The organism is Pseudoalteromonas sp. SR41-8 (genome assembly GCF_014163915.1).
Lineage (GTDB): Bacteria > Pseudomonadota > Gammaproteobacteria > Enterobacterales > Alteromonadaceae > Pseudoalteromonas > Pseudoalteromonas rhizosphaerae.
Map to the genome: position 1 here is coordinate 33,051 of NZ_JACJEE010000024.1, position 23,345 is coordinate 56,395.

General features: G+C 40.1%; 20 protein-coding genes. 9 read left to right on the forward strand and 11 right to left on the reverse strand.

Features of this window, described 5'->3' with window-relative positions; translation table 11 throughout:
• Positions 1-7: 7 nt before the first annotated feature.
• The 6 genes from H5162_RS15260 to H5162_RS15285 form a co-directional block, all read right to left on the reverse strand.
• Complete coding sequence (locus H5162_RS15260; protein WP_182778914.1) at positions 8-1,711, reverse strand: ShlB/FhaC/HecB family hemolysin secretion/activation protein; 1,704 nt, start codon at positions 1,709-1,711, stop codon at positions 8-10.
• The gene (locus H5162_RS15265) at positions 1,708-3,387 is read right to left on the reverse strand and encodes a phosphoethanolamine transferase (RefSeq protein WP_182778916.1); all 1,680 of its coding nucleotides are present in this window, start codon (positions 3,385-3,387) and stop codon (positions 1,708-1,710) included. Before H5162_RS15265 ends, H5162_RS15260 begins: the two co-directional genes overlap by 4 nt.
• A gap of 474 nt (positions 3,388-3,861) precedes the next feature.
• Positions 3,862-5,154, reverse strand: a complete 1,293-nt coding sequence (locus H5162_RS15270) for an ATP-binding protein (RefSeq protein ID WP_182759578.1) — start codon at positions 5,152-5,154, stop codon at positions 3,862-3,864.
• Between the two features lies 1 nt (position 5,155).
• Positions 5,156-5,845: a winged helix-turn-helix domain-containing protein gene (locus H5162_RS15275; protein ID WP_182731507.1), complete on the reverse strand. Its 690-nt coding sequence runs from the start codon at positions 5,843-5,845 to the stop codon at positions 5,156-5,158.
• Between the two features lie 26 nt (positions 5,846-5,871).
• A complete protein-coding gene (locus H5162_RS15280; RefSeq protein WP_259398234.1) occupies positions 5,872-6,303 on the reverse strand; it encodes a DUF3019 domain-containing protein in 432 nt (143 codons plus the stop codon).
• 11 nt (positions 6,304-6,314) lie between these two features.
• Entirely contained in the window at positions 6,315-7,148 is an 834-nt protein-coding gene (locus H5162_RS15285) for a MipA/OmpV family protein (protein ID WP_145241294.1), read from the reverse strand.
• A gap of 457 nt (positions 7,149-7,605) precedes the next feature.
• Here H5162_RS15285 and H5162_RS15290 point away from each other — a divergent pair, with 457 nt between their 5' ends.
• From H5162_RS15290 to hemL, 4 genes are all read left to right on the forward strand, one after another.
• Positions 7,606-9,288: a chloride channel protein gene (locus H5162_RS15290; RefSeq protein ID WP_145241292.1), complete on the forward strand. Its 1,683-nt coding sequence runs from the start codon at positions 7,606-7,608 to the stop codon at positions 9,286-9,288.
• A gap of 19 nt (positions 9,289-9,307) precedes the next feature.
• Complete coding sequence (locus H5162_RS15295; protein WP_145241290.1) at positions 9,308-9,742, forward strand: CopD family protein; 435 nt, start codon at positions 9,308-9,310, stop codon at positions 9,740-9,742.
• Between the two features lie 136 nt (positions 9,743-9,878).
• Positions 9,879-10,895 carry an aspartate carbamoyltransferase gene (locus tag H5162_RS15300; RefSeq protein ID WP_145241288.1) on the forward strand — a complete coding sequence of 339 codons (1,017 nt, stop codon included), beginning with the start codon at positions 9,879-9,881 and terminating at the stop codon, positions 10,893-10,895.
• A 29-nt stretch (positions 10,896-10,924) separates the two neighbouring features.
• Entirely contained in the window at positions 10,925-12,205 is a 1,281-nt protein-coding gene (hemL, locus tag H5162_RS15305; RefSeq protein WP_149982051.1) for a glutamate-1-semialdehyde 2,1-aminomutase, read from the forward strand.
• A gap of 71 nt (positions 12,206-12,276) precedes the next feature.
• On the opposite strand, the gene mrcB is transcribed toward hemL, so the two are convergent.
• From mrcB to H5162_RS15330, 5 genes are all read right to left on the reverse strand, one after another.
• A complete protein-coding gene (mrcB, locus tag H5162_RS15310) occupies positions 12,277-14,625 on the reverse strand; it encodes a penicillin-binding protein 1B (RefSeq protein ID WP_182778918.1) in 2,349 nt (782 codons plus the stop codon).
• 145 nt (positions 14,626-14,770) lie between these two features.
• On the reverse strand, positions 14,771-14,932 hold the full coding sequence (locus H5162_RS15315) for a YqaE/Pmp3 family membrane protein (RefSeq protein ID WP_145241282.1): 162 nt from the start codon (positions 14,930-14,932) through the stop codon (positions 14,771-14,773).
• Positions 14,933-15,108: 176 nt separating this feature from the next.
• On the reverse strand, positions 15,109-16,338 hold the full coding sequence (locus tag H5162_RS15320) for an ammonium transporter (RefSeq protein ID WP_145241280.1): 1,230 nt from the start codon (positions 16,336-16,338) through the stop codon (positions 15,109-15,111).
• A gap of 9 nt (positions 16,339-16,347) precedes the next feature.
• Positions 16,348-16,686 carry a P-II family nitrogen regulator gene (locus H5162_RS15325; RefSeq protein ID WP_016708666.1) on the reverse strand — a complete coding sequence of 113 codons (339 nt, stop codon included), beginning with the start codon at positions 16,684-16,686 and terminating at the stop codon, positions 16,348-16,350.
• 176 nt (positions 16,687-16,862) lie between these two features.
• Complete coding sequence (locus H5162_RS15330) at positions 16,863-18,095, reverse strand: diguanylate cyclase (RefSeq protein WP_182731495.1); 1,233 nt, start codon at positions 18,093-18,095, stop codon at positions 16,863-16,865.
• A gap of 268 nt (positions 18,096-18,363) precedes the next feature.
• Here H5162_RS15330 and H5162_RS15335 point away from each other — a divergent pair, with 268 nt between their 5' ends.
• The 5 genes from H5162_RS15335 (at position 18,364) to serA (ending at position 23,113) form a co-directional block, all read left to right on the forward strand.
• Positions 18,364-19,881 carry a S10 family peptidase gene (locus H5162_RS15335; protein WP_145241276.1) on the forward strand — a complete coding sequence of 506 codons (1,518 nt, stop codon included), beginning with the start codon at positions 18,364-18,366 and terminating at the stop codon, positions 19,879-19,881.
• A gap of 107 nt (positions 19,882-19,988) precedes the next feature.
• The gene (locus tag H5162_RS15340; RefSeq protein WP_145241274.1) at positions 19,989-20,546 is read left to right on the forward strand and encodes a hypothetical protein; all 558 of its coding nucleotides are present in this window, start codon (positions 19,989-19,991) and stop codon (positions 20,544-20,546) included.
• A 20-nt stretch (positions 20,547-20,566) separates the two neighbouring features.
• Positions 20,567-21,163 carry a 5-formyltetrahydrofolate cyclo-ligase gene (locus tag H5162_RS15345; RefSeq protein ID WP_182734688.1) on the forward strand — a complete coding sequence of 199 codons (597 nt, stop codon included), beginning with the start codon at positions 20,567-20,569 and terminating at the stop codon, positions 21,161-21,163.
• Positions 21,164-21,216: 53 nt separating this feature from the next.
• On the forward strand, positions 21,217-21,870 hold the full coding sequence (gene rpiA, locus H5162_RS15350; RefSeq protein ID WP_145241270.1) for a ribose-5-phosphate isomerase RpiA: 654 nt from the start codon (positions 21,217-21,219) through the stop codon (positions 21,868-21,870).
• Between the two features lie 13 nt (positions 21,871-21,883).
• Entirely contained in the window at positions 21,884-23,113 is a 1,230-nt protein-coding gene (gene serA / locus H5162_RS15355) for a phosphoglycerate dehydrogenase (RefSeq protein WP_145241268.1), read from the forward strand.
• The last annotated feature ends 232 nt before the right edge of the window (positions 23,114-23,345 follow it).

Consider the following 23,345-nt stretch of genomic DNA (forward strand, 5'->3'; position numbering starts at 1 on the left):
AATGAATTTAAAGACTTTGTTTTACTTGCACCCGCCACTGCCAACTATCAACATTAGGGCCCATCGTAAGAGGTTTAATAATATCCATATGAACGACATTGCCTTCACTTGAATGAGATGAAAACAACCTTGCACCAATACCGATACTCTGTAAGGTTGTATCATTACTATTAATTGCTGGTGTTTGCCCCCACGCCTTACCGCTATCGACAAATGCTGCCCATGCAACATTCACCAACTGATATAACTCCCAATGGGGGTTATAACGCAGCTCGGCGCTTGCTGACCATAAATGCTCACCATGTTGATATTGCTCTGCATAACCACGAACCCCGGTATCTCCACCTAGAGCAAGCGGTATATCAAGATATTGATTTTTTTCTGCTTGCCATTGCGCTTTAAAGTAACCGGCCCAACGAGGTGTTAGGTATTGATACAATTCAAACTCTGCTGCTACTTGTTGGTGATCAGGTTGCTCCCTCTGCCAATAAGCTTTGTAATTTGTAGAAAACAGCATTAGCGTGTTTTGCCATTGCATACCTTTGGATAAAATATTTTCAAGGTGAACACCTTGGCTTTCATCAGTATTTAATGAGCTAATATCTACACCTATTTTGCTTATTAACTGCCAGCCTAAATTAATATCCTCACGATGATCGATAAAGCGAATGTTAGAGAAAATCTGATAATCTGCTTGGCTATATTCCAAACCTATCCAAGGGAAGGTGAACCTTCTATCTGAAGGTAATTCGGCTAATATCGCGCTATCCAAACTTGTAAAACGATGTAACTCTTTGTTGATCCCTAAATGCATTCGCACCGCTCCTAATCGATGCTGAGTTATTAAATGCCCGAAAGCTAAAGTAGACTGCTCAACTTCATGAGAGAATTGCCATGCAAGCTCACCATTTTGATAAATACTGTCACGACGATTTTCTTTGAGTATTGACGCCAAATGTTGCTGCTTAGATGATTGCTGATAAAAGGGCTTTGAATAAGCAAGGTAGGTTTTTTGTCCATCATCATTATCAGCAAATTCAAGTTCAACAGTTGATTGTTTAGGAAAACTAAGCGGCATACTAAAAGCAACTTGATAGCCTGATCGCAGGTGGTCTTTTTTATATTGCACACCTGCATGAACCCCTAAGCCTAAGAAATTATCTTCTTTAAAACCAAAAGCATATTTATTATTGCCGGCACGACGACCAAAACTAATATAAGGTACTAGTGACCAAGTATCCCACGTTTCAACTTTAAGCTCATTTTCTTGCTGACTCTCGCAATCCTCAATCAAGCTAACTCGACTTTTACGCAAAAACGAATACTGATTAAGTATGCGCTCAGTCTCAGCAAACTGCGCTCTAGAAATAACGTCAGCCTGAGCAAAAGGAAGTAGCTTTTCCACAACATGCTGTTGGGTATTAATATGTAACCAGTTAGCTAAACTGTGCAGATATAAGCTGTCTGGTTGACTCTCATCAAATACAGGATGGCTAATAAGTGTGAGCTTATCTATCGTAACAGACTCTTCACTATCAGCTTTTGACGCGCACTCAACTTCCTGACCACTTACAGTAAAGCTATTAATAAAAAACGCTATAAAGCTGGCTTTAATTCCTTGATTGATTAGCTTTTTAAATCGAGATCTTAGCTCACTACCTATATTAAACTTACTATGGTGCAACTGTTGAGACAATTTTATAGTGTTCATTTATCGTCCCCCTTCGGCTTTAGATAAAAAAGAGGCGGGGTTACTTTAAACTCATCAGCAATGTTGGTATTAACTTCAAAAAAGGTCAGTAGAGTATTCGCAATGGTGTCATGTGAATAAGCGTCATCCTGATGTGCTTTAGTTTTTTCAATATCAATATAAGGAGCTGAAAACCAAGAAATAATAGGGACATGTGTTTGTGCATCGGGCGCAAAAGCATAAGGCATACCATGTAAATAAAGCCCGTTTTCACCAAGTGACTCACCATGATCACTGACATACAGCATAGCGGTGTTATATTGCACAGAATTGGCTTGAAGAAGCTTGATCACTTCAGCCAAAAAATAATCTGTATAGCGGATTGCATTGTCATATGCATTAATTATTTCGTGCTGACTGCACTCTGATAACTCTGCTGATTGGCAAGCAGGTGAAAAAAACTCAAACTCGTTCGGGTAACGTTTAAAATAAGCAGGCCCGTGATTACCCATTTGGTGTAAAACAATAACGGTGTCTTGGGTGTGTTGATCAACGTATTGCTGTAAATTAACCAACATGCCAACGTCACGGCATTCCACATCACATACTGTATTAACCTCTGAACTGCGATAGCTTTGATACATCAGCCTATCGGCAACACCCTTTGAGCTAGAGTTGTTGTCACGCCAGCTTACTCTCACTGAACTTGCAGCGAGTACATCAAGAACGTTTTGAGTATACTTAGCTTTGCTCACAGTAAAATCATCACGACCAAAAAATGAAAACATACAAGGCACAGACACTGCTGTTGACGTACCGCAGGAACTCACTTGGCTAAAATTAATGAGTCCCGCTTGCTTTGACATATTTGGCGTAGTGTCGCGTGAATAACCATTTAAACTGAGGTGGTCAGCCCTTACTGCTTCACCGACCACTAAAATCATTAATTTAGGTTTTCGCGTGCTGCTACTTTTAGTTATCTGTGTCGTGAGGTTGATAAACTGTTTCGAGTTTAGTGATGCGGTTTGTTCTGCTAAATAATCGAATACCGAGTAAATTGGATATAAAGGATTAGTGTAATAACGAAGCTCTTTATGTAGACGAAAAAAACTGGTGTATTGCGCACTAAACGGCGCGATAAGTATGGGGATCAACACCATAATCATGGTAATACTGATAGCCTGTTGACGCAGTCGTTGTAACCAAGTGATATTTTTCACTTGTATAAATAACAATAAAGCCGCGGGTAAAATAGCCATAAATATAACTCGACTGAACAATCCTAAATTAATTATTTCTTGTGCTTCAGCGAGGTTGGTTTCAGCAACATTTTGGATCATCGTTTTGTCAATCAGCACCCCTAATACAACGCCATAATAATCAACCATTGCAGCAATCAATAGCATCACAAACACCACGACTTTGGTGGGTAGTAAAATATTAAGAACAAACATCACGAAAAGAATAAGACTCAAAAGCAACAGACTTAACGAGATAATAAAACTCAAGTTTTCTTGCCAAGAATATAAAGCGTTGAGTTTGTCAAAGAACACTGTATTTGCCATTAAAACGATAAATACTGAGCAGCTGAGTAATAAAGTAAAAGGAGAGATAATACGTTGCTCTTTAGCTTTCCCCATGGTTTCATTTAGTGAATAAAACTTTGATAATAAATAAGTAAATGTAATTTTTTGCATCTTGTTTTTAGCCCATTCCATTGTTAGGAAATAGCTTAACCTGATGAAAAAATCAGAGCTGTATGTAGATGTTGTAACATGTACGGATGTGCGTTCAAAACTTTTAGAATGTAGCTTTATGTACAAATTTGTTGCGGTAATTTATGAGGAATAATTAACTTTGATTACGACACTCTGATACAACATCTTCTTTGCAAAGTATGCCAAAATGATGAAACTTTAAGAAGGGAAACGCCATATGTGAATTAAATAACCTGAACTTTGGTTAAGATACTTGCTAATAAATTGATTTAAAATGAATATTTTTATTCTTCAGCCGGAAGTTCTCAGGGAGAACAAGGCGAATTTACGCGTAAATAGCTCGCCTATTGTAAGTAAATTCAACGCAGTTAGCGTTGAAAATAGCTGCTGATGATAGATTTATTATCCGAAGCTCAGGTTCAGTACTTAGCAGCGATGAGTTTTTAAGTCTAATCAGTGTGATGCTCGCTTAAAAACCACCTTAAACTTAGCTCCACCTAACACTTCTGATTGACTAATAGACACTTTGCCACCATGCCATGCGGCAACTCTAACAACAATAGCTAACCCCATTCCATAACCTTGTTGAACGGTGTCGCTTTCACCTCTGGTAAACGGTTTAAATACGTGTTCGCGCATTTCTTTTGAAATGCCTGGGCCATCGTCTTCAATACACATGCTCACACTATTACATGTTTGCTGTGTTGTTATCCGCACGTACTTAGCTGCATATTGTTGTGCATTTGAAAGTAGATTATTAATTAACATTGCTAAATAATTCTCATCACCATCAATGATTATATTTTCCTTGGCTAATTTGGCTATATCCATTGCAACCGAACAAGCATCACTTGAAGTAAGGTTACACACAGCTGATTTTATCAAAGCATTTAAGTTTAGAGGCATGCGTTTAACTTTAATCATTTTCTGCTCTAAACTGGCGTAATTAAGTAAAACGGCAACGAGATTTTCCATTTCTTGAATATCTCGACTCAAATGACGGACATACTTTTCTTTGTTTTTTGGGTTATTCGTCTCGCCAAGGGCTTCAATACCAAAGCGTAATCGAGCTAATGGAGTTCGTAAATCATGTGACACCGCGTTACTTAATAATTTGTTATCCTTAATTAGAGTATTTATCTGCTCCGCCATAAAATTAAACTCATTTTCAATATCAATTATATAAGACGAATTTGAAATATTAATACGAGCAGAGAAATCACCTTCACCAAAGCGTTTTGCCGTATTTCTTAGTAGCTGTAATCGTTTAATTAAAGGGCCAAGCCAAATAAAGGCACACAGTAAAACCCCCAAATAAAATATGGTTGTTAAAATAATTTGTAGCGCGAGATTATCTTGTTGCTTGCCTTGCTGTGGGATACTGAGCGTCAATACTTGTTGCTGAGTTTGTAATAGCTTATTTACGGTGATCAACTCAGCAGATTCAAGAACCAGAGGATGGCCCTGACTGAAACTATCTCGCAAACTAATAGGTAAAGGAAATTCAGATATGGGCGTTAGTGTTAGTTGTTGCTGGTTTTGCTGTTGCCAAGCGCTTACAAATTGTGCAAGATTACCCGTTTCTTCAAGCGTATTTGCTAATGAGTTAATTATTTGCCTATAAGGGCTAAATTCATCCGTGTTTTTTTTATGCTGATACTCGTTAAAAAAACTATCTAAACCCCAGCCTAAAAATATAATTGCAGAGAGTATTACAACGACTAATGAGACGATCAGCTTCTTCACATTAGGACCAAGCGTCTGCTACAAATAAATACCCTTTACCCCACACAGTTTTGATCCTGCATGGGTTATTAGCATCATCACCAAGCTTTTTTCTTAATCTAGATACAATAATATCAACACGGCGATCAAACCCGTCATAATCAATACCACTGAGTTGATTAAACAGCTCCGCACGGCTAACAACTTGACCTGCAGATTGCGCTAGATACCAAAGTAAATCAAATTCGTTAGATGAAATTGCAACAGGCTGATCGTGTAGCCTAGTAGCACGAGAATTAGCATCAATACTCAACTGACCAATTTGTATATGATTTTCGGTTAGATTTGCAGTGTTATGATGGGTTTTTAAGCGTCGTAACAAAGCTTTAATTCGAGATAGCAATACCCGTGGTTTCACCGGTTTTGTTACATAATCATCAGCCCCTAATTCTAACCCCAAAACTTCGTCCATTTCATCATCACGGGCAGTCATCATTAAAATAGGCCCATGATAAAAGTTACGTACTTCTTTGCATACATCAAAACCATCTTTTACAGGCAACATAATATCTAACACAACAAGTTCTGGAATATCGCTTTTGATTAATTCAACCGCCATATCCCCCCGATTAACTAAAGTAACCAAATAACCATGTTCAGTTAAGTAATCACTAAACCATTCGGCCAAAGACATATCGTCTTCAACTAACATTATATGCTGAGGATTTATCTGTTCGATCAAAATAACTTCCACCTTGATTTAGGCCGTTTAGAGGATTCAAATACCCATGACACTGTAATAATAACCGTAGCGATATTGTTATTCTGTTTACTTTTTCGAAGCGCGTAGTGACGAGTTGAATCTGATTGAAAATCAAAACTGAATTCAGCATTGTTGACTTGCGTCCAACATTCTACGTTACGCAACTCAGACAGCTCGACTAAGCAATAATCGCCAAGCTCTTCTTGATGCCATTTAAAAGTAACCTGCTGATAACACGTTTGCCCTTTTCGCAGTGCAACACAACGCTTAGGTGTAACAAGTAATTCGTTTTCTTTGCGCGAATGGTTCGCTGCGTATGCACTACTCATTGCCAACTGAAACAGAAAAAATAAGCCCAAGTAAATAATAAGTTTACTCTGTAAGCTTGTTTGATTAGTTAGCGTCATTGTTTATCCACTTAAAATACATAACTAATGCTTGAACTTATACCAGTATAAAAGTCTTGTTGCTTACTAAATAGCGGGCTTTCGTTGTAACCGAATTCCGAACCAAAGAAAACTTCTGCACGCAGCAATACGTTTTCTGAAATAGGATAAGTTAAGCCTATTGATGAATCAAAATTGAGGGAGGATTTGCCGTCATATGCTGCAAAATTAGTCCTTGCAGCTTCTTCTTCTGAAACGCCATAATAATAGTCATTAAGCTTGGCTTGGCGAAACGACAGCGCGAAAATGCTATGAAAGTTCAAATTTCTTATTTGCCAGTTGCGACCAATGAGAGCAGAGGCTACAGCACCGCCATTTCTGCTCGTTAAACCTTGTTTAAGAGTCAATTGCACAACATTTTCACCAATGTAGCCCGTTAATCGACCTCCGATCATAGTGTTCACATCCCGCTCTTCTATACCTTCAAAATTAACTTGGTTTTCTTTTTTTCTTAACCCTGAGCCTGGTCCTGTTAAAATAACATCGAATGACCAGTTTTCTCTATTGTATGCGGTGTAGCCAAAAACAAGTGAATCAGGCGCTTGGTTGGCAAAATCGACAAAAAAGTTATGCCAATTATAACTTCCGATGAGTGTGATACCGATATCAAGATCTTCTTTATCATCAACATTAATAATTGAACGATTAAAAGCATTTAGTCCTAAACCGACTTCAAAAAAATTTTCAGGCTCACTGCTTTTATCGATATTTAAACCAATCTCTCTTGTTAAGTCTGCGGCATAACTAAAAGACGAAAAACAAAATAATAAAATAACGACTAGTAGGTGTTTGAGCGGTGAATACATTTACGCCGACTTCCTTATTGATTAATCACCCATCCATTATATTCTTTGATACCTAAAAAAACGTATCAAGATGCTGAGTATGTAACAAAATGTAGACTCTAAGATTACATTAGCTAAAATAAAGTACCTAAATAATAAACAACCTAGTTAATCTAATCAATTTAAAAAATTGCTTAAGTACAATTGATAAACCTAAATTAAGCTAATAAGAAGTTTTGCTAGGAAGATGGCGGTGCAGCTATAACTGATCGATAGAGCTGCGACCTAACTTTTACTTTTAATATGACCTGTAAAATATTTTCTTTCATTACTAATATCGGGCCTCTAGTCATCACTCGGCCCACTAATTTAACCAAGAGTAAATCCTTGGTTATGTGTAGATAATTCTAAAATCAAAAGGACTTACTGTCACACTTTTGATAAACTGCCCGCTGAAATAGGTGGCGAGGAAATATGCATGTGGCTTGAAACGCTTAGGCGTCGCTTGGCAAAGCCAAAAACATCGGTGCAATTGTGCTTACTCGGAGTAAGTGCTGGACTCATTGCGGCGTTTTTGATCATTCTATTTCGCTTAACTATTCTATTTTTCCAAGGTTTGTTCCTTGAAAATCCTGACGATTTTACTACCTTACCGCCTCTTGAGCGGGTTTTAATGCCTATTATTGCTGCCTTTTTAATTGCGCTATTTGCTGCTTTGACTGGTTTTAAACATTATCGATTAGGTATTCCCTTTGTTATTCACCGTATTAAACGCCATTACGGGCAAATGCCGTTATACAACACGGTAAATCAATTTGTCGGTGGTGCACTGGCATTGATCAGTGGTTTCTCGGTTGGCCGTGAAGGGCCATCTGTACATATGGGCGCAACCGGTGCAAGTTTGCTGGCCGATAAATTACATTTGCCTCATAACGCCATGCGGACACTCAGCGGTTGCGGGGTTGCAGCTGGTATTGCCGCATCATTTAATACACCACTTGCAGCTGTTATTTTTGTGATGGAAGTGGTGCTTAGGGAATACAAAGTACATATATTTGTGCCAATAATGCTCGCTGCAGTCACTGGTGCACTGGCGACGCAGTTTGTATTTGGTGACGCATCAGAATTAGCACTGATCACAGTGACGGCATTAAGTGGCTGGCACTATCCATTTTTAATCCTGTTTGGTATGGCTTTGGGCGCGGTTGCTTATGCTTTTAACCAAAATCTAATGTTGATCATTCGTACCTTCAAACCTTTGAGTATGTTTCCACGTTTATTGCTGGCAGGTCTGATTGCTGGCGGCATTGCTTATATGGTGCCACAAGCGATGGGTTCTGGTATGAGTGCAATAACTTTGGCCGTAGAAAGCCCTGATGATGTGCAACTATTAACCACTATTTTAATTGCTAAATTACTGGCGACATTATTTGCCATTGGCTTGGGTATTCCCGGCGGGATCATTGGCCCAGTGATTGGTTTAGGCGTACTGATGGGCACTTTAATGGCCTTTTTTGCACAATTTATTAGTCCCGGCGTTGATATCTCTGGTACTTATAGCGTCTTAGGCATGGCAGGCTTATTAGCTGCCACCTTACATGCTCCACTGGCTGCTTTAACTACGGTAATGGAGTTAACCTCAAGTCCTGAAATAATCGTGCCGGCCATGTTAGTTATCTCAGCGGCATACGTCACCGCATTACAAGTATTTGGCAATCGGTCGATATTTTTACAGCAGCTCGACTTTCAAGGTTTAGCCTATCATGTCTCCCCTGCCACCGAAGCACTGCAAAAAGTCGGGGTAATGGACGAGATGGATGAAAACTTCAAACTACTCTATTCAGATGATAAAGAACAAATAGAAAGCACCTTAAATGCTGTTGATAGCCAAACCCCGTTAATTGTTTATGATCCTGAAAATGGTTATCGCCTTGCAGAATATGATTTAAGTTTAATGTCAGATCAAAATATTTCGATCAACTACATCAGCTTGCAAGGGATCAGCAGTCAAGCTACTTTGGCCGATGTGTTTGATGTATTAAAAGATAAGCGCAGCGGAGCTGTGTATATTTATAACTTACTCGATAATCAACAAATTATGGGAATAATGCGCTGGGATCAGATCCGCCACATTCTTACCATACGTAATAGCTTACTGTAACTAACAATAAGAGAACATTATGAGCGCGCTACTGATCTACAAAGCCTTACATGTATTTTTTATGATTGCCTGGTTTGCTGGCATATTTTACTTACCCCGCCTCTTTGTTTATCACGCTATGAGCGAAGAAAAGTCCTGTAACTCCATGCTCAAAGTGATGGAGCGACGGTTACTGTATTTTGTGACGCCATTTGCAGTACTAACGGCGGTGTTTGGCGTGCTGACAATTGTTGAATATGGCCGCGACTGGTTTAAATACAGCATGTGGATGCACTACAAATTAGTATTAGTGATCGTGCTATACATTTACCATGGCTATTGTTTTAAATTACTGGCGGATTTTAAACACGACCGTAATACTCGCAGCCACCGCTTTTATCGTATTTTTAACGAACTACCGGTATTAGTGCTATTAGTCATCGTATTTTTAGCTATAACTAAACCCAGCTTGTAAAATTTGCTATATACCCAAACCACTTCAAGATGCAGAAACTCGCTTCTTGAGGTGGTTTGGGTATAATATTGCGCGATTGCGTGCCCATCGAAGATGGTTAATCGCGCCCCTTTTGAATGTGATAGGAACAGCCCCCATGTTAAGTTTCCAAGGTGAAAATATTCTTTCTGTCAATCAGCTCGATCGCGACTGTATTGAACGTATTTTTGCAGTAGCCAAAAAAATGGAGCCGTATGCTAAAAAGCAAAAACGCACCAATGTATTAGAAGGCGCAATCTTAGCAAACTTATTCTTTGAGCCAAGTACCCGTACCCGCGTAAGCTTTGGTACAGCCTTTAATTTATTAGGTGGTTTGGTTCGTGAAACAACGGGGATGCAAAGCTCTGCATTAGCCAAAGGCGAGTCTTTATACGATACCGCGCGCGTTATTTCAGCTTACGCCGATGCGGTCGCTATGCGCCATCCTGATGCAGGCTCAGTGGCTGAATTTGCTACTGGCTGCTCAGTGCCGGTGATCAATGGTGGCGATGGCCCTAACGAGCACCCAACTCAAGCATTACTTGATTTATTGACAATTGAGCGTGAACTACATCGCTTCGATCAAAAAATAGATGGTATGCATATCGCCCTTGTTGGTGATTTAAAATACGGTCGTACCGTGCATTCATTATCAAAATTATTATGTCATTATAAAGATATAAAATTTTCGATGGTGGCACCTGATGGCTTACAAATGCCTAGCTATATTCTTGATGCCGTCGATAATGCGGGCCATAAAATTGAAATCGTCGATAAAATGGAAGGTAACTTAGCCGCCGATATCGTCTATCAAACCCGTATCCAAGAAGAACGCTTCCCATCGCAAGAAGAAGCCAATAAATACCGTGGTGGTTTTAGAATTAGCCAATCAATTTATAACACCCACTGCAAACCAAACTCCGTGTTAATGCACCCATTACCACGCGATAGTCGTATAGAAGCCAATGAGCTTGATAACGATTTAAACCTTAATGACAATTTAGCTATTTTCCGCCAAGTACAAAATGGCGTGTTAATTCGCATGGCGCTGTTTGCATTGACACTCGATGTTGCCGATAAAGTAGAGCAATACGAAGTTGCTGTGCCTTGGTTTAGCCGTAAACGCGATAGTTAATTTTAACGTGACAACTAATAGGATTTTTTATGACAATTAGCCAAGATTTATTTGCCCGCGCACAACAATCGATTCCCGGTGGCGTTAACTCTCCAGTACGTGCATTTAATGGCGTTGGCGGCACACCGCTATTTATTACCAAAGCCCAAGGCCCATTTACATTTGATGCTGACGGCAACCGTTATATTGATTATGTTGGCTCATGGGGCCCGATGATCATGGGTCATAATCACCCAGCTATCAAACAAGCAGTGCTTGATGCGGTAGAAAATGGCCTAAGTTACGGTGCGCCAACAGAAGCTGAAATTCTAATGGCTGAAAAAGTAAAAGAGCTAGTACCATCAATCGAAAAAGTTCGTATGGTAAGTTCTGGCACAGAAGCGACCATGAGTGCAATTCGCCTTGCTCGCGGCTTTACTGGCCGCGATAAAATTTTAAAGTTTGAAGGCTGTTACCACGGACATGCTGATTCATTATTAGTGAAAGCGGGTTCTGGCGCATTGACTATGGGCGTACCAAACTCGCCAGGTATCCCTGAAGATTTTGCCAAGCATACATTAACTGTTTCGTTTAATAACCTTGATGAAGTAAAAGCTATTTTTGCCAAATACGCTGACGAAATCGCCTGTATTATCGTAGAGCCAGTTGCTGGTAACATGAACTGTATTCCACCAGTACCAGGCTTTTTAGAAGGCCTGCGTGCAGTATGTGATGAATATAAATCAGTGCTTATTTTTGATGAAGTAATGACCGGCTTTCGCGTAGCCCTAGGTGGTGCACAAGCCTATTACAACATCATTCCAGACTTAACCTGTTTAGGTAAAGTGATTGGCGGCGGCATGCCAGTAGGCGCGTTCGGCGGTAAAACTGAGATCATGGATTACATCGCTCCTGTTGGCCCAGTTTACCAAGCAGGCACTTTATCAGGTAACCCAATTGCTATGGCTGCGGGTCTAAAATCGCTAGAGTTACTGTGCGTTGAAGGACTACATGCTGATCTTGAAGCAAAAAGTAAAGCAATCTGTGAAGGTTTTGAAGCCGCAGCAAAAGCTGCAGGCATCGCCCTAACAACTAACTATGCCGGTGGTATGTATGGCTTCTTCTTTACTGAACAAGAGAAAGTAACCACTTACCAACAAGCAACTCAGTGCGATTTAGAACGCTTTAAAAAGTTCTTTCACTTGATGCTTGAAGAAGGCGTGTATTTAGCACCATCAGCATTTGAAGCTGGTTTTGTTTGCTCTGAACACTCTGAGCAAGAAATTGCCGATACAATTGCAGCAGCAAAAAGAGCTTTTGCTAAGCTTTAAACTATTAAACATAAAAAAGCCCGCAAGGGCTTTTTTTATGTCTAAAATAAATACCTGCTCCATTAATTACTTTACTGACAGCTAGGCCTTGGCTCAAATTCACTGGCTCTAAGTGGCAGTTGAATTACTTTACCGCAGCCCGGTGGCGCTTGCTTACCCGTTAATTCATTAATAAAAGCCCAGCGAATTGAAGGCGGACGAGTATCTGCTATTGCCTCAGGGTTGAGCGACTTAAGATAACGAATATACGTTTCTAATGCACCAACACTACCCGTTAAGCCTGTACTTTTATTATCATCACGACCAAGCCAAGCAACGGTTACTGTATTTTGATCAAACCCTGCATACCAACTATCACGTAGATCATTACTGGTGCCCGTTTTACCAGCCAGCTGAATTGATGGGAAATGGGCATTTAAACGTTTAGCAGTGCCATCTTTGGTGACTCGCTTCATCGCGTATTTAGTCATATAAACAGCGGCTTTATCAAAACGCGGTTCAGAACTAACTTGGTGCTGATAAAGCACACGCCCAACAGAGTCGGTTAATGCCGAAATAGATGTTAATTGACGGTATTCGCCATCAGCCGCCAACGTGGTATAAAGCTGTGCGACTTCAAAGCTCGACATTTCAACGGCACCAAGCAGTAATGATGGATAATGTGATATTTGCTCTTTAGCGCCGAGTTTATTGAGTGTGTTCGCTACTTTATCAACCCCGACATCAAGTCCCAAGTTGACCGCAGGAATATTGATACTTTGACTAAACGCTTTATATAGTGGCAGCATACCGCGATATTGATGATCAAAATTCTCTGGTTGCCATACTTTGCCTTGCTCATTAGTCACTTGTACTGGCGAGTCATCTAACAAAGTAGCTAAGTTATAGTGCGGTAAACCCAAAGCTGTTAAATACACAGCCGGTTTAACTAACGAGCCTATGTTGCGCTTAGTATCAAGTACGCGGTTAAAACCTAAAAAGCGCGGATCGCGTCCCGCAACTAAAGCAGATATACCGCCTTTCTCTACATTCACTGAGATCATCGCCGCTTCAAGCTGCTCTGTCGTGGCGCGTTTTTCAAGGTAAGGTAGGCTTTTTTCAATTGCCTCTTCCATTGCCGCTTGTTTTTGGAGATCAAAATAAGTGAATACACGCACGCCCGCATCGAGTACTTCTTGGTCCGGTAGTAATTTTTTCAGCTCACGATCCACCAGCTCTAAATAACCAGGATACGATTTAGGCAAGCTGTCTTTCATAGGTGCAATATCAATTGGCCGCTTTAATGCAGCACGGTATTCGCGGGTATCAATTAATTTATTATCAACCATCAAACGTAGCACTAAATCACGACGTTCCATAGTGCGTTCAGGATAACGGCGTGGATTATAATATGAAGGGCCTTTCACCATCGCAACGAGTAGTGCAATTTGATCGAATTCAAGCTCATCAACAGGCTTAGAGAAGTAAAACTCAGAAGCTAAGCCCATGCCATGCACACCTTGGTTATACGATTGACCAAGGTATACTTCGTTTAGATAAGCTTCTAAAATTTGATCTTTTGAATAGCGATAATCTAAAATTAACGCGATCAACGCTTCGTTAAATTTACGGACCAGCGTACGATCACGGGTTAAATAAATATTTTTTGCCAGCTGCTGGGTTAACGTACTACCGCCTTGAACTGTACGCCCTGCTTTAATATTGCTGTATAAAGCCCGCATAATCGAAAACACGGATACACCGTGGTGCTGATAAAAGTTCTGATCTTCAACAACTAATAATGTATCTGTAAGCATCGGCGGGAATTTATCCAACGGCACAAACTCTCGATCTTGTTTTGAATCATTGCCTATGCGCGCAATTTGTACTGGCTCTAATCGAGCATTGTTTAAACGCCTGCCAAACTTATCTTTAATACTCGCGAGTTTTTGTCCTGCAAAGCGTAACTCAATAACCTGTGCTTGCTCTAAGCCATCATAAAATTCAAATTCACGACGGAAGATTTTAATACTATCGCCCGCTTTTACATACTGACCAGTTCGACTTAACTGATTGACCGATGAATAGTTTAGCCTATCAAGCTCCCACACCACCTCTTGGCTAGATAAGAATTGTCCTGGGTAAAAACCCATTGCTCGTGCATAAACTTGTGCTGGTAATTGCCATTTATTACCTTCAAATTGACGCGTAATTTTGGCATCTAGATAAATTAAATATAAGCCCATCGCAACAATACCAGCTAAGCTTAGTTTCCAAAAAATAGACCAGACTTTGCGACCAATTCCACGTTTTTTTATATTCGCTGCAGACGTATTTTTAGTCGAAGTTTTTTTCACCGACTTAGACGCTGTGCTTGGTGCTTTCTTTGCCGGGCGTTTTGATGGAGTTTTAGTGGAGCGGGAGTCTTTTTTATCAGCCATTGACGTTGCTATTTATTTCCAGAGTTAAATTTACAGGTGCGAGCTTAGCATATAGCCTAACACCTGCAAAATTAACCTTGACTGAAACTACTTGCCCCGAACTTTGGGCATTAAATCTTTTAACCTCAGTTGCGGTGGCTTAATTTTAGCGTGTACACAACCACAATGAGTGGATCATTGCCGGTATAAAAAATATAAAGCACAAGACAATATTAATAATCAAATCTTTACCCACACCCGCTTTCAAAAACACAGCAACAGGTGGTAAGAATATAGACAAAATAATCAGTAATAGTTTGTTATCCATGCTTAACCTTATTTGTAGTTGGACTAATTTTAAGCATAGTTACTTATTGTGATTTTTGCTGTTTTAATAAACTTTAATTAAAAAAATTTAGCCTCTGCGTAAGTACAAAAAAAGCCCTAATCTAAATTAGGGCTTTGTATTGAACACACAATGATTTTAAAACTTTTTACTTTTAATTAGTTACTACGTACCGAAACAAACTCAGGGTAAGCATCAATGCCACAATCGTGTTGATCCATACCGTTTAGTTCTTCTTCCTCTGTTACCCGGATACCCATGGTTTTCTTAAGTATTGTCCACACAATAAGTGAAGCAATAAATACAAAACCTAAGATACATACTAAGCCAATTAACTGGTTCACTAGGGTTGCATCAGTATTTGATACTGGCACTAAGAGAATACCCAAGATACCGCACACACCGTGCACTGAAATAGCACCTACAGGGTCATCAATTTTAACTTTGTCTAGTGCTACAATGCTAAACACCACTAATGAACCACCTAAAATACCCAGTAAGCAAGCAAGTAAAGGTGACGGTGATAATGGATCAGCAGTGATAACAACCAAGCCAGCAAGCGCACCATTAAGTACCATAGTTAAATCTGCTTTACCCCACAACACTTTACAAACAAACAGTGAAGCAATGGCACCGGTTGCCGCAGCAGCGTTAGTATTTAACAATATTTTACCTACTGCAGTCGCGTTTTCAGCATCAGAGATAAGTAATTGTGAACCACCATTAAAGCCGAACCAACCCATCCATAAAATAAATGTACCTAATGTAGCCAATGGTAAGTTAGAGCCTGGAATTGGATAAATTTCACCATTTTTACCATATTTTCCTTTGCGAGCGCCGAGCATTAATACACCGGCAAGTGCTGCAGCAGCGCCTGTGCCGTGAACAATGGCAGAGCCTGCAAAATCAACAAAACCCATTTCAGATAAGAAACCGCCGCCCCATGTCCAGTAACCTTCAACTGGGTAGATAAAACCAGTTAACACTACCGCAAAGGCTAGAAAAGCCCACAACTTCATGCGTTCAGCAACCGCACCCGATACAATCGACATAGCGGTTGCAACAAATACGACTTGAAAGAAAAAGTCAGATTCTAAAGAATGATTTGCATCAGCGGCTTGGGTGCCAATAAGCCCACCTAGAGATGGAATTAAGCCACCTTCAGCGTTGTCTACATACATAATGTTGTAGCCAACTAGTAAGAACATGGTACATGCGATGGCATAGAGCGCCACGTTCTTAGTTAAAATTTCAGTGGTATTTTTTGAACGCACTAAGCCCGCTTCGAGCATGGCAAAACCTGCTGCCATCCACATTACTAAAATACCCGACATTAAAAAATAAAATGTATCTAACGAAAACTTGAGTTCTACGATCGTGTTTTCCATAAAGCCCCCTTAAATTGCTTCTTCATCTAATTCACCCGTACGGATACGGACAATTTGATCTAAGTCGTAAACGAAAATTTTGCCGTCGCCAATTTTGCCTGTTGATGCAATTTTGGTAATGGTCTCAACGACCCGTTGACAATTTTCGGTACGAGTAGCAATTTCCAGTTTAATTTTAGGAATAAAATCAACCTGATATTCAGCTCCGCGATACAACTCTGTATGACCTCGTTGACGACCAAAACCTTTGACGTCAACAACTGTCATCCCCTCAATGCCTAAATCAGCTAGCGCTTCTCGCACATCATCTAATTTAAATGGCTTTATTATTGCACTAATCATTTTCATAGTGGCCCCCTTCGGACGCTTATTGTTATCCTGTTTGCTAAGACAATCCAACCTTTGTGCCACTATTTTTAACGTTTTAAAAACAACAAATTACATAATAAAAACAAATTAACCGCATAAAAAATGCACCATACAGGTGCATTTTTTTAACATATTAGCTGAACTGGTGCAGCAGCCTAGCTTTGTCTGACGACACAGTCTCTACTTTGTTCTTTAGCTTGATACAAAGCCTTATCAGCTAGGCGCATGGCACTTGTTAACGTAACATTTTGAAATTTTGTTAAACCTATACTTACCGTAATTGCAAATACATCACCATTGATCACAAAATCATACTCAGACAACCGCACTCTAAACGCTTCAAGTAAAGAGTACGCTTGTTCCAAATCTAAATTAGTTAATACAACCGCAAACTCTTCACCACCGACACGGGCAACGGTAAAATCTTTAAACGAACTGCGTAATAAAGACGCTACTTGCTTTAAAGCCTGATCCCCAGCTTCATGGCCAAATTTATCATTGATCGCTTTGAAAAAATCAATATCGAGTAATGCTAAACTATTGTTAGACGATGTTTCTTTTAGCAGTTTTTCGGCAAATTGATAAAAATAACGGCGATTATAAAGATTAGTTAAATCATCGCGAAAGGCACTTTCTTTAATATCTGCTATCAGTGACAGCTGCTCCATAGTCTGTAATACACGACAATGGAACTCTTCATTCATAAAGGGTTTGGTTAAAAAATCATTCGCGCCAAATTTAATAAACCGTGCAGATAAACCATGCTTACCCGCACCTGACAAACCAATAATAGCTAAATCATCACGACCACGAAAATTTCGCACCGCCTTAACAAGCTCAAAGCCATCCATTGTCGGCATCGCATAATCAGTTAGTAACAATTTAATCTCGGGATCATTTTTCAGTATTTTTAGAGCTTGCTCACCATCATGCGCATCTTGCACATCAAACAGCTGCTTTTCGAGCATTTGCTTCATTAATGAACGACTTAAAACTGAATCATCGGCGATTAAGGCTTTGCAACCTTGATTACGTAATAGCTGCGCCACTAATTTAACCGCATAATGATATGAATCACGATTATCTTTAATTACATAATCAACGACCCCAAGCTCTAATATTTGCTGGCGCTTATATTCATCGATGGTAGATGTTAGTACCACTGTAGGGATAGCTTGCGCCAAGGTATATTTAACAACTTCGCCATTCATCGCATCAGGCAGGGTTAAATCGACCAAAGCAAGTGTGTACTGATGCTTCGCAATGAATTCTTTGGTCTCGGCAAGTGACCAGGCAAAATCGACAGCAACATCAAGATAATGAGCTGATAAGTGTCGCAACACCTGCTGGACCACTTTACTATCTTCAACAACTAAAACTCTTTGCATATATCTTCTCTACACTTCAGGTGGACATTGCGAGGGTAAACTTTTTACGAATAAAAAAACTAAAGGTCATAACAGGCGGTAATATACTTTATTATTAGCTTGAGCAAAATATATTGCTGAAAATATACGCATAAAAGCATAGCCTTTGCATTACTGATAATATTTATGTCTAGTGCTCACCGATTAATATCGTCGTCTAGTCTCATTCCCTTTGTTATTTGCTTAAAAATTATCTTTAATAGGTTAACTATTGTTTAAAGGATCCACCATGAAGCTTATTAGTATCATTAGTGTCTCTGTGGCCATACTTACTTTGAGTGTAAGCACAGTCAGTTATGCAGAAAATCAACGTCGTATCGATGTCGATAGTAAAGTTGTCACTGAACATAAAGCGCGCATCAATGGCGAGCGTTTTTCATATACCGCAACCACAGGCACACAACCGGTATGGGATGACAAAGGCGATGCCGTTGCTACATTGCAATACACTTATTATGAACGCGACAAAGTTGACGATCGCACTAAACGCCCATTATTAATTTCATTTAATGGCGGACCTGGTTCTGCATCAGTATGGATGCACTTAGCCTATACTGGACCACGGGTATTAAAAATTGATGACGAAGGCTACCCTATTCAACCGTATGGCGTGAAAGACAACCCATACTCAGTGCTTGATGTTGCTGATATCGTTTACGTTAACCCAGTAAACACTGGCTACTCGCGTATTCTTGAAAACGATAAAGGTGAATTACCAAGTAAAGAGGCGCAAAAAAGCATGTTTTTTGGTGTCAATGCCGACATTAAATACCTAGCAGAATGGTTAAACACCTTTGTAAATCGCACAGAGCGCTGGCGCTCACCTAAATTTTTAATTGGTGAGAGCTACGGCACAACCCGCGTATCAGGCCTTGCCCATGAATTACAAAACAGTCAATGGATGTATATCAATGGTGTTGTGCTGGTTTCACCAACAGACATTGGTATTAAACGCGACGGTCCGATAAAAGCAGCTAACCGTCTACCTTACTTTGCTGCAACGGCGTGGTATCACAAAGCTTTAAGCCCAGCATTGCAAGCTAAAGATTTAGATGAATTACTACCAGAAGTTGAAGACTTTACCGTTAACAAGCTAATTCCTGCACTTGCTAAAGGTGGCTTTATTAATGATGAAGAAAAACGCGCTATCATTAAACAAATGGCACTGTATGCCGGTGTATCTGAAAAGTTTGTTGCGCAAAACAACCTTGATATTCCTACCAACTTCTTTTGGAAAGAACTACTACGTGAGCGCGGTCAAACGTTAGGCCGTCTAGATTCGCGTTATTTAGGCATGGACAAGCGTGACGCTGGCGAATCTCCAGACTACTGGGCTGAGCTAACATCATGGTTGCATTCATTTACACCAGCCATCAATCACTACTTACGTGAAGAGCTTAACTATAAAACTGACGTAAAATATAACCTGTTTGGTAATGTACACCCGTGGGATCGCAGCAATAATAACACTGGTGAAAATCTGCGTTTAGCAATGGCGCAAAACCCATACCTCAATGTGATGATCCAATCAGGATACTATGATGGTGCCACTAACTACTTTGATGCTAAATACACTTTATGGCAACTAGATCCAAGTAGTAAAATGCGTGATCGCCTAAGCTTTAAAGGCTACCGCAGTGGCCACATGATGTATTTACGCCATGCAGATTTAGAAACATCAAATAACGATTTACGTGATTTTATTTTACAGTCACTACCAAAAGAAGGTGAAGCTGCGAAGTATTAAACAGCGCTTAAAACCACTGGATTAAAAAAGCCCGTTTTTACGGGCTTTTGTTTATCGATAATTCGGATATACTCAAACTATTGATTTTACGTTTTTGGAAAACACAGATGACTGAAAACTTCCGTGTTATGTATGCAGGTCTAGCTCAAGATATTGAGCAATCGAATGCAATTAAACAACTGGCTGTAAAGCTCAAAGCCCCTGAAAGTAAAGTAGCTGCATTTTTTGAAAACAAACCCCTATTTGCGCCTTGTGAAAAAGAAAAAGCACTCAAGCAAGCAAAGCTACTTGCCAGCGTAGGCATCAAAAGTAAACTGCAACCAATAACCAACAACACACCAGCGGTAAGTAGCAGCGATACAACCAACCAGCGAGATGAGCGTATTTTTAACGCCCTTGATTACATCACCAGTAGTTTAATTCGCATCGAAGAAAAACTCGACGACCTAGAGCAACGCTTACCAGCCACAACCCAACAACCAGATCCTGATGAAGGCGACGAGTGGCAAACTGACGACCTATTGCTAGATGAAGAGCTGACAACGCCGATCAAAAAACGCAGTAACATGCTGCTGTATTCACTTATAGCTATGGTTGTTGTCTTGCTTGTAGTACTAGGATTGTCGTTTGCATTCCCTGATTTATTCAGTTTTATGGATAATTAACAGATAAAGCAAAAATAAATATGAGCGAAAAAAGAGCACTGATCCGCCAACAAATCCGTAAAGCACGTAACTCACTGTCAAAATTCGAGCAAAAAATTGCCGCAGAATCGCTTAAAGTGAATTTTACTCAACACTTAAAACAGCAAAAAACTATTGAAAATGCCCATATTGGCATTTATTTTAGCAATGACGCAGAACTAGATACCTCATTGTTAATAAAAGATCTTTGGACTAAAAACCACGCCCTTTACCTACCTGTAATCCACCCATTTAACGGCACTACTTTATACTTCCAGCGCTATGAAGAAAATTCACCCATGAGGGCAAATCGCTATGGTATCTTGGAGCCTAAGTTAAATTGTAGTCAGATATGCCCACTAGCGGAGCTTGATTATCTGCTAATGCCATTAGTTGCATTTGATGATAACGGTAACCGGTTAGGGATGGGGGGTGGCTTTTATGATAAAACTTTGGCGCGCTACGAAAAAGAAAACTGGCAAAAACCACAACTGATTGGCCTTGCACATCAATGCCAACATGTTCCAAGTTTACCGGTTGAATCGTGGGATGTACCATTAAATTACATAATCACACCACAGAAAATCTACCATTGGTAAGCAATTTATTTATATACTAATGGCAATCCCTCTCACCTATTGAGCACATAATCATGACACAAGATGAATTAAAAAAAGCAGCTGCTTGGGCTGCACTCGAATTTGTAAAAAAAGACACCATTGTGGGTGTTGGCACAGGCTCAACTGTAAACCATTTTATTGATGCATTAGGCTCAGTAAAAGACACCATACGCGGTGTGGTATCAAGTTCTGACGCTTCAACCGAAAAACTAAAAGCACTCGGTCTTGAAGTATTTGAACTCAATGATGTTGATGCCCTTGACGTGTACGTTGATGGCGCAGATGAAATAAATGCGCTGAACGAAATGATCAAAGGCGGTGGCGCAGCACTAACCCGCGAAAAAATAGTCGCAGCTGTAGCAAAACAATTTGTATGTATTGTTGATGAAACAAAAATAGTGGACACCTTGGGTGAATTTCCACTGCCGGTAGAAGTTATTCCAATGGCACGCAGTTATGTTGCTCGTGAATTGCTTAAACTAGGCGGCGATCCAGTTTATCGCCATGGCGTGGTAACAGATAATGGTAACGTTATTTTAGACGTACATAACTTGTCGATCAGCCAAGCAAAAGATTTAGAGCTGACAATTAATCAAATTGTTGGCGTAGTAACCAACGGCTTATTTGCCCACCGTGGCGCAGATAAAGTGATTATCGGTACCAAAAATGGGCCGCAAATTAGATAAATAGGATGAGGATATGAGTAAGGTATCGTTAGCAAAAGACAAAATTAAAATTCTTTTGCTTGAAGGTGTACATCAAAGCGCTGTAGAAACGCTAAAACGTAACGGCTACAGCAATATTGATTATGTAAAAACCTCATTGCCTGAGGACGAACTAATTGAGCGCATTAAAGATGTGCACTTTGTAGGCCTTCGTTCTCGTACTCATATTTCTGAAGCTGTACTTGAAGCGGCAGAAAAACTGGTTGCCGTTGGTTGTTTTTGTATCGGCACTAACCAGGTTGATTTAAGTGCCGCACGCAAGCGCGGTATTGCAGTATTCAACGCACCGTTTTCTAATACCCGCTCTGTTGCTGAGTTAGTACTTGGTGAAATTTTACTATTGTTCCGTGGTATTCCAGAGCGTAATGCCATTGCCCACCGTGGCGGCTGGTTAAAAACCGCCAATGGCTCATTTGAAGCCCGTGGTAAAACTCTAGGTATTATTGGTTATGGCCACATTGGTACGCAGCTAGGTATCATGGCTGAAAATATCGGTATGAACGTTGAATTTTACGATATTGAAGACAAGCTAACCCTAGGTAATGCCACACAAGTACATAACCTAACGCAGCTACTGCAACGCGCTGATGTTATTAGCTTACACGTACCTGAAACACCGCAGACTAAAAACCTGATTGGTAGCGCGGAAATTTCAGTGATGAAGCAAGGTTCAATTTTGATCAACGCCTCACGCGGCACTGTAGTTGATATTGACGCCCTAGCAGAAGCACTTCGTGATAAAAAAATCAGCGGCGCTGCCATCGACGTATTCCCAGTTGAGCCAAAATCAAACGATGAAGAATTTGTATCGCCACTACGCGAATTCGACAACGTAATTTTAACACCACACATTGGTGGTTCAACTCAAGAAGCGCAAGAAAACATTGGTATTGAAGTAGCGGGTAAACTAGCAAAATACTCAGATAACGGCTCAACTATTACTGCTGTTAATTTCCCTGAAGTATCACTGCCAGAGCTTGCTAACCGTAGCCGTTTATTACACGTACACCACAACCGCCCAGGTGTGTTAACCCAAATTAACCAAGCGTTTGCCCAGCACGGCATCAACATCGCCGCGCAATACTTGCAAACAGACGAAGCGATTGGTTACGTAGTAATAGACGTAGATACCGACCACTCTGAAATAGCACTAAAAGAACTAAGTGCAGTAGAAGGCACGATAAGAGCACGTATATTGCACTAGGAACTGGTTCTAAGTTCTAGTAAAAAATAAAAGCCGTGCTTGTTAAATCAAGCACGGCTTTTATTTGGATGAAGAATAATACTTTTTTCAACCTTAGCCGATGAAATATTGCCAGTTTTATTGTCTGTATTAAACAAGTTTCACTTAAGTTACATCTTACTGTATTTGCTAAAACGGCTAGCTTTTAAGAATATTTTCACAACTCGGTCAAAGATTTCTCTATTACTAAATT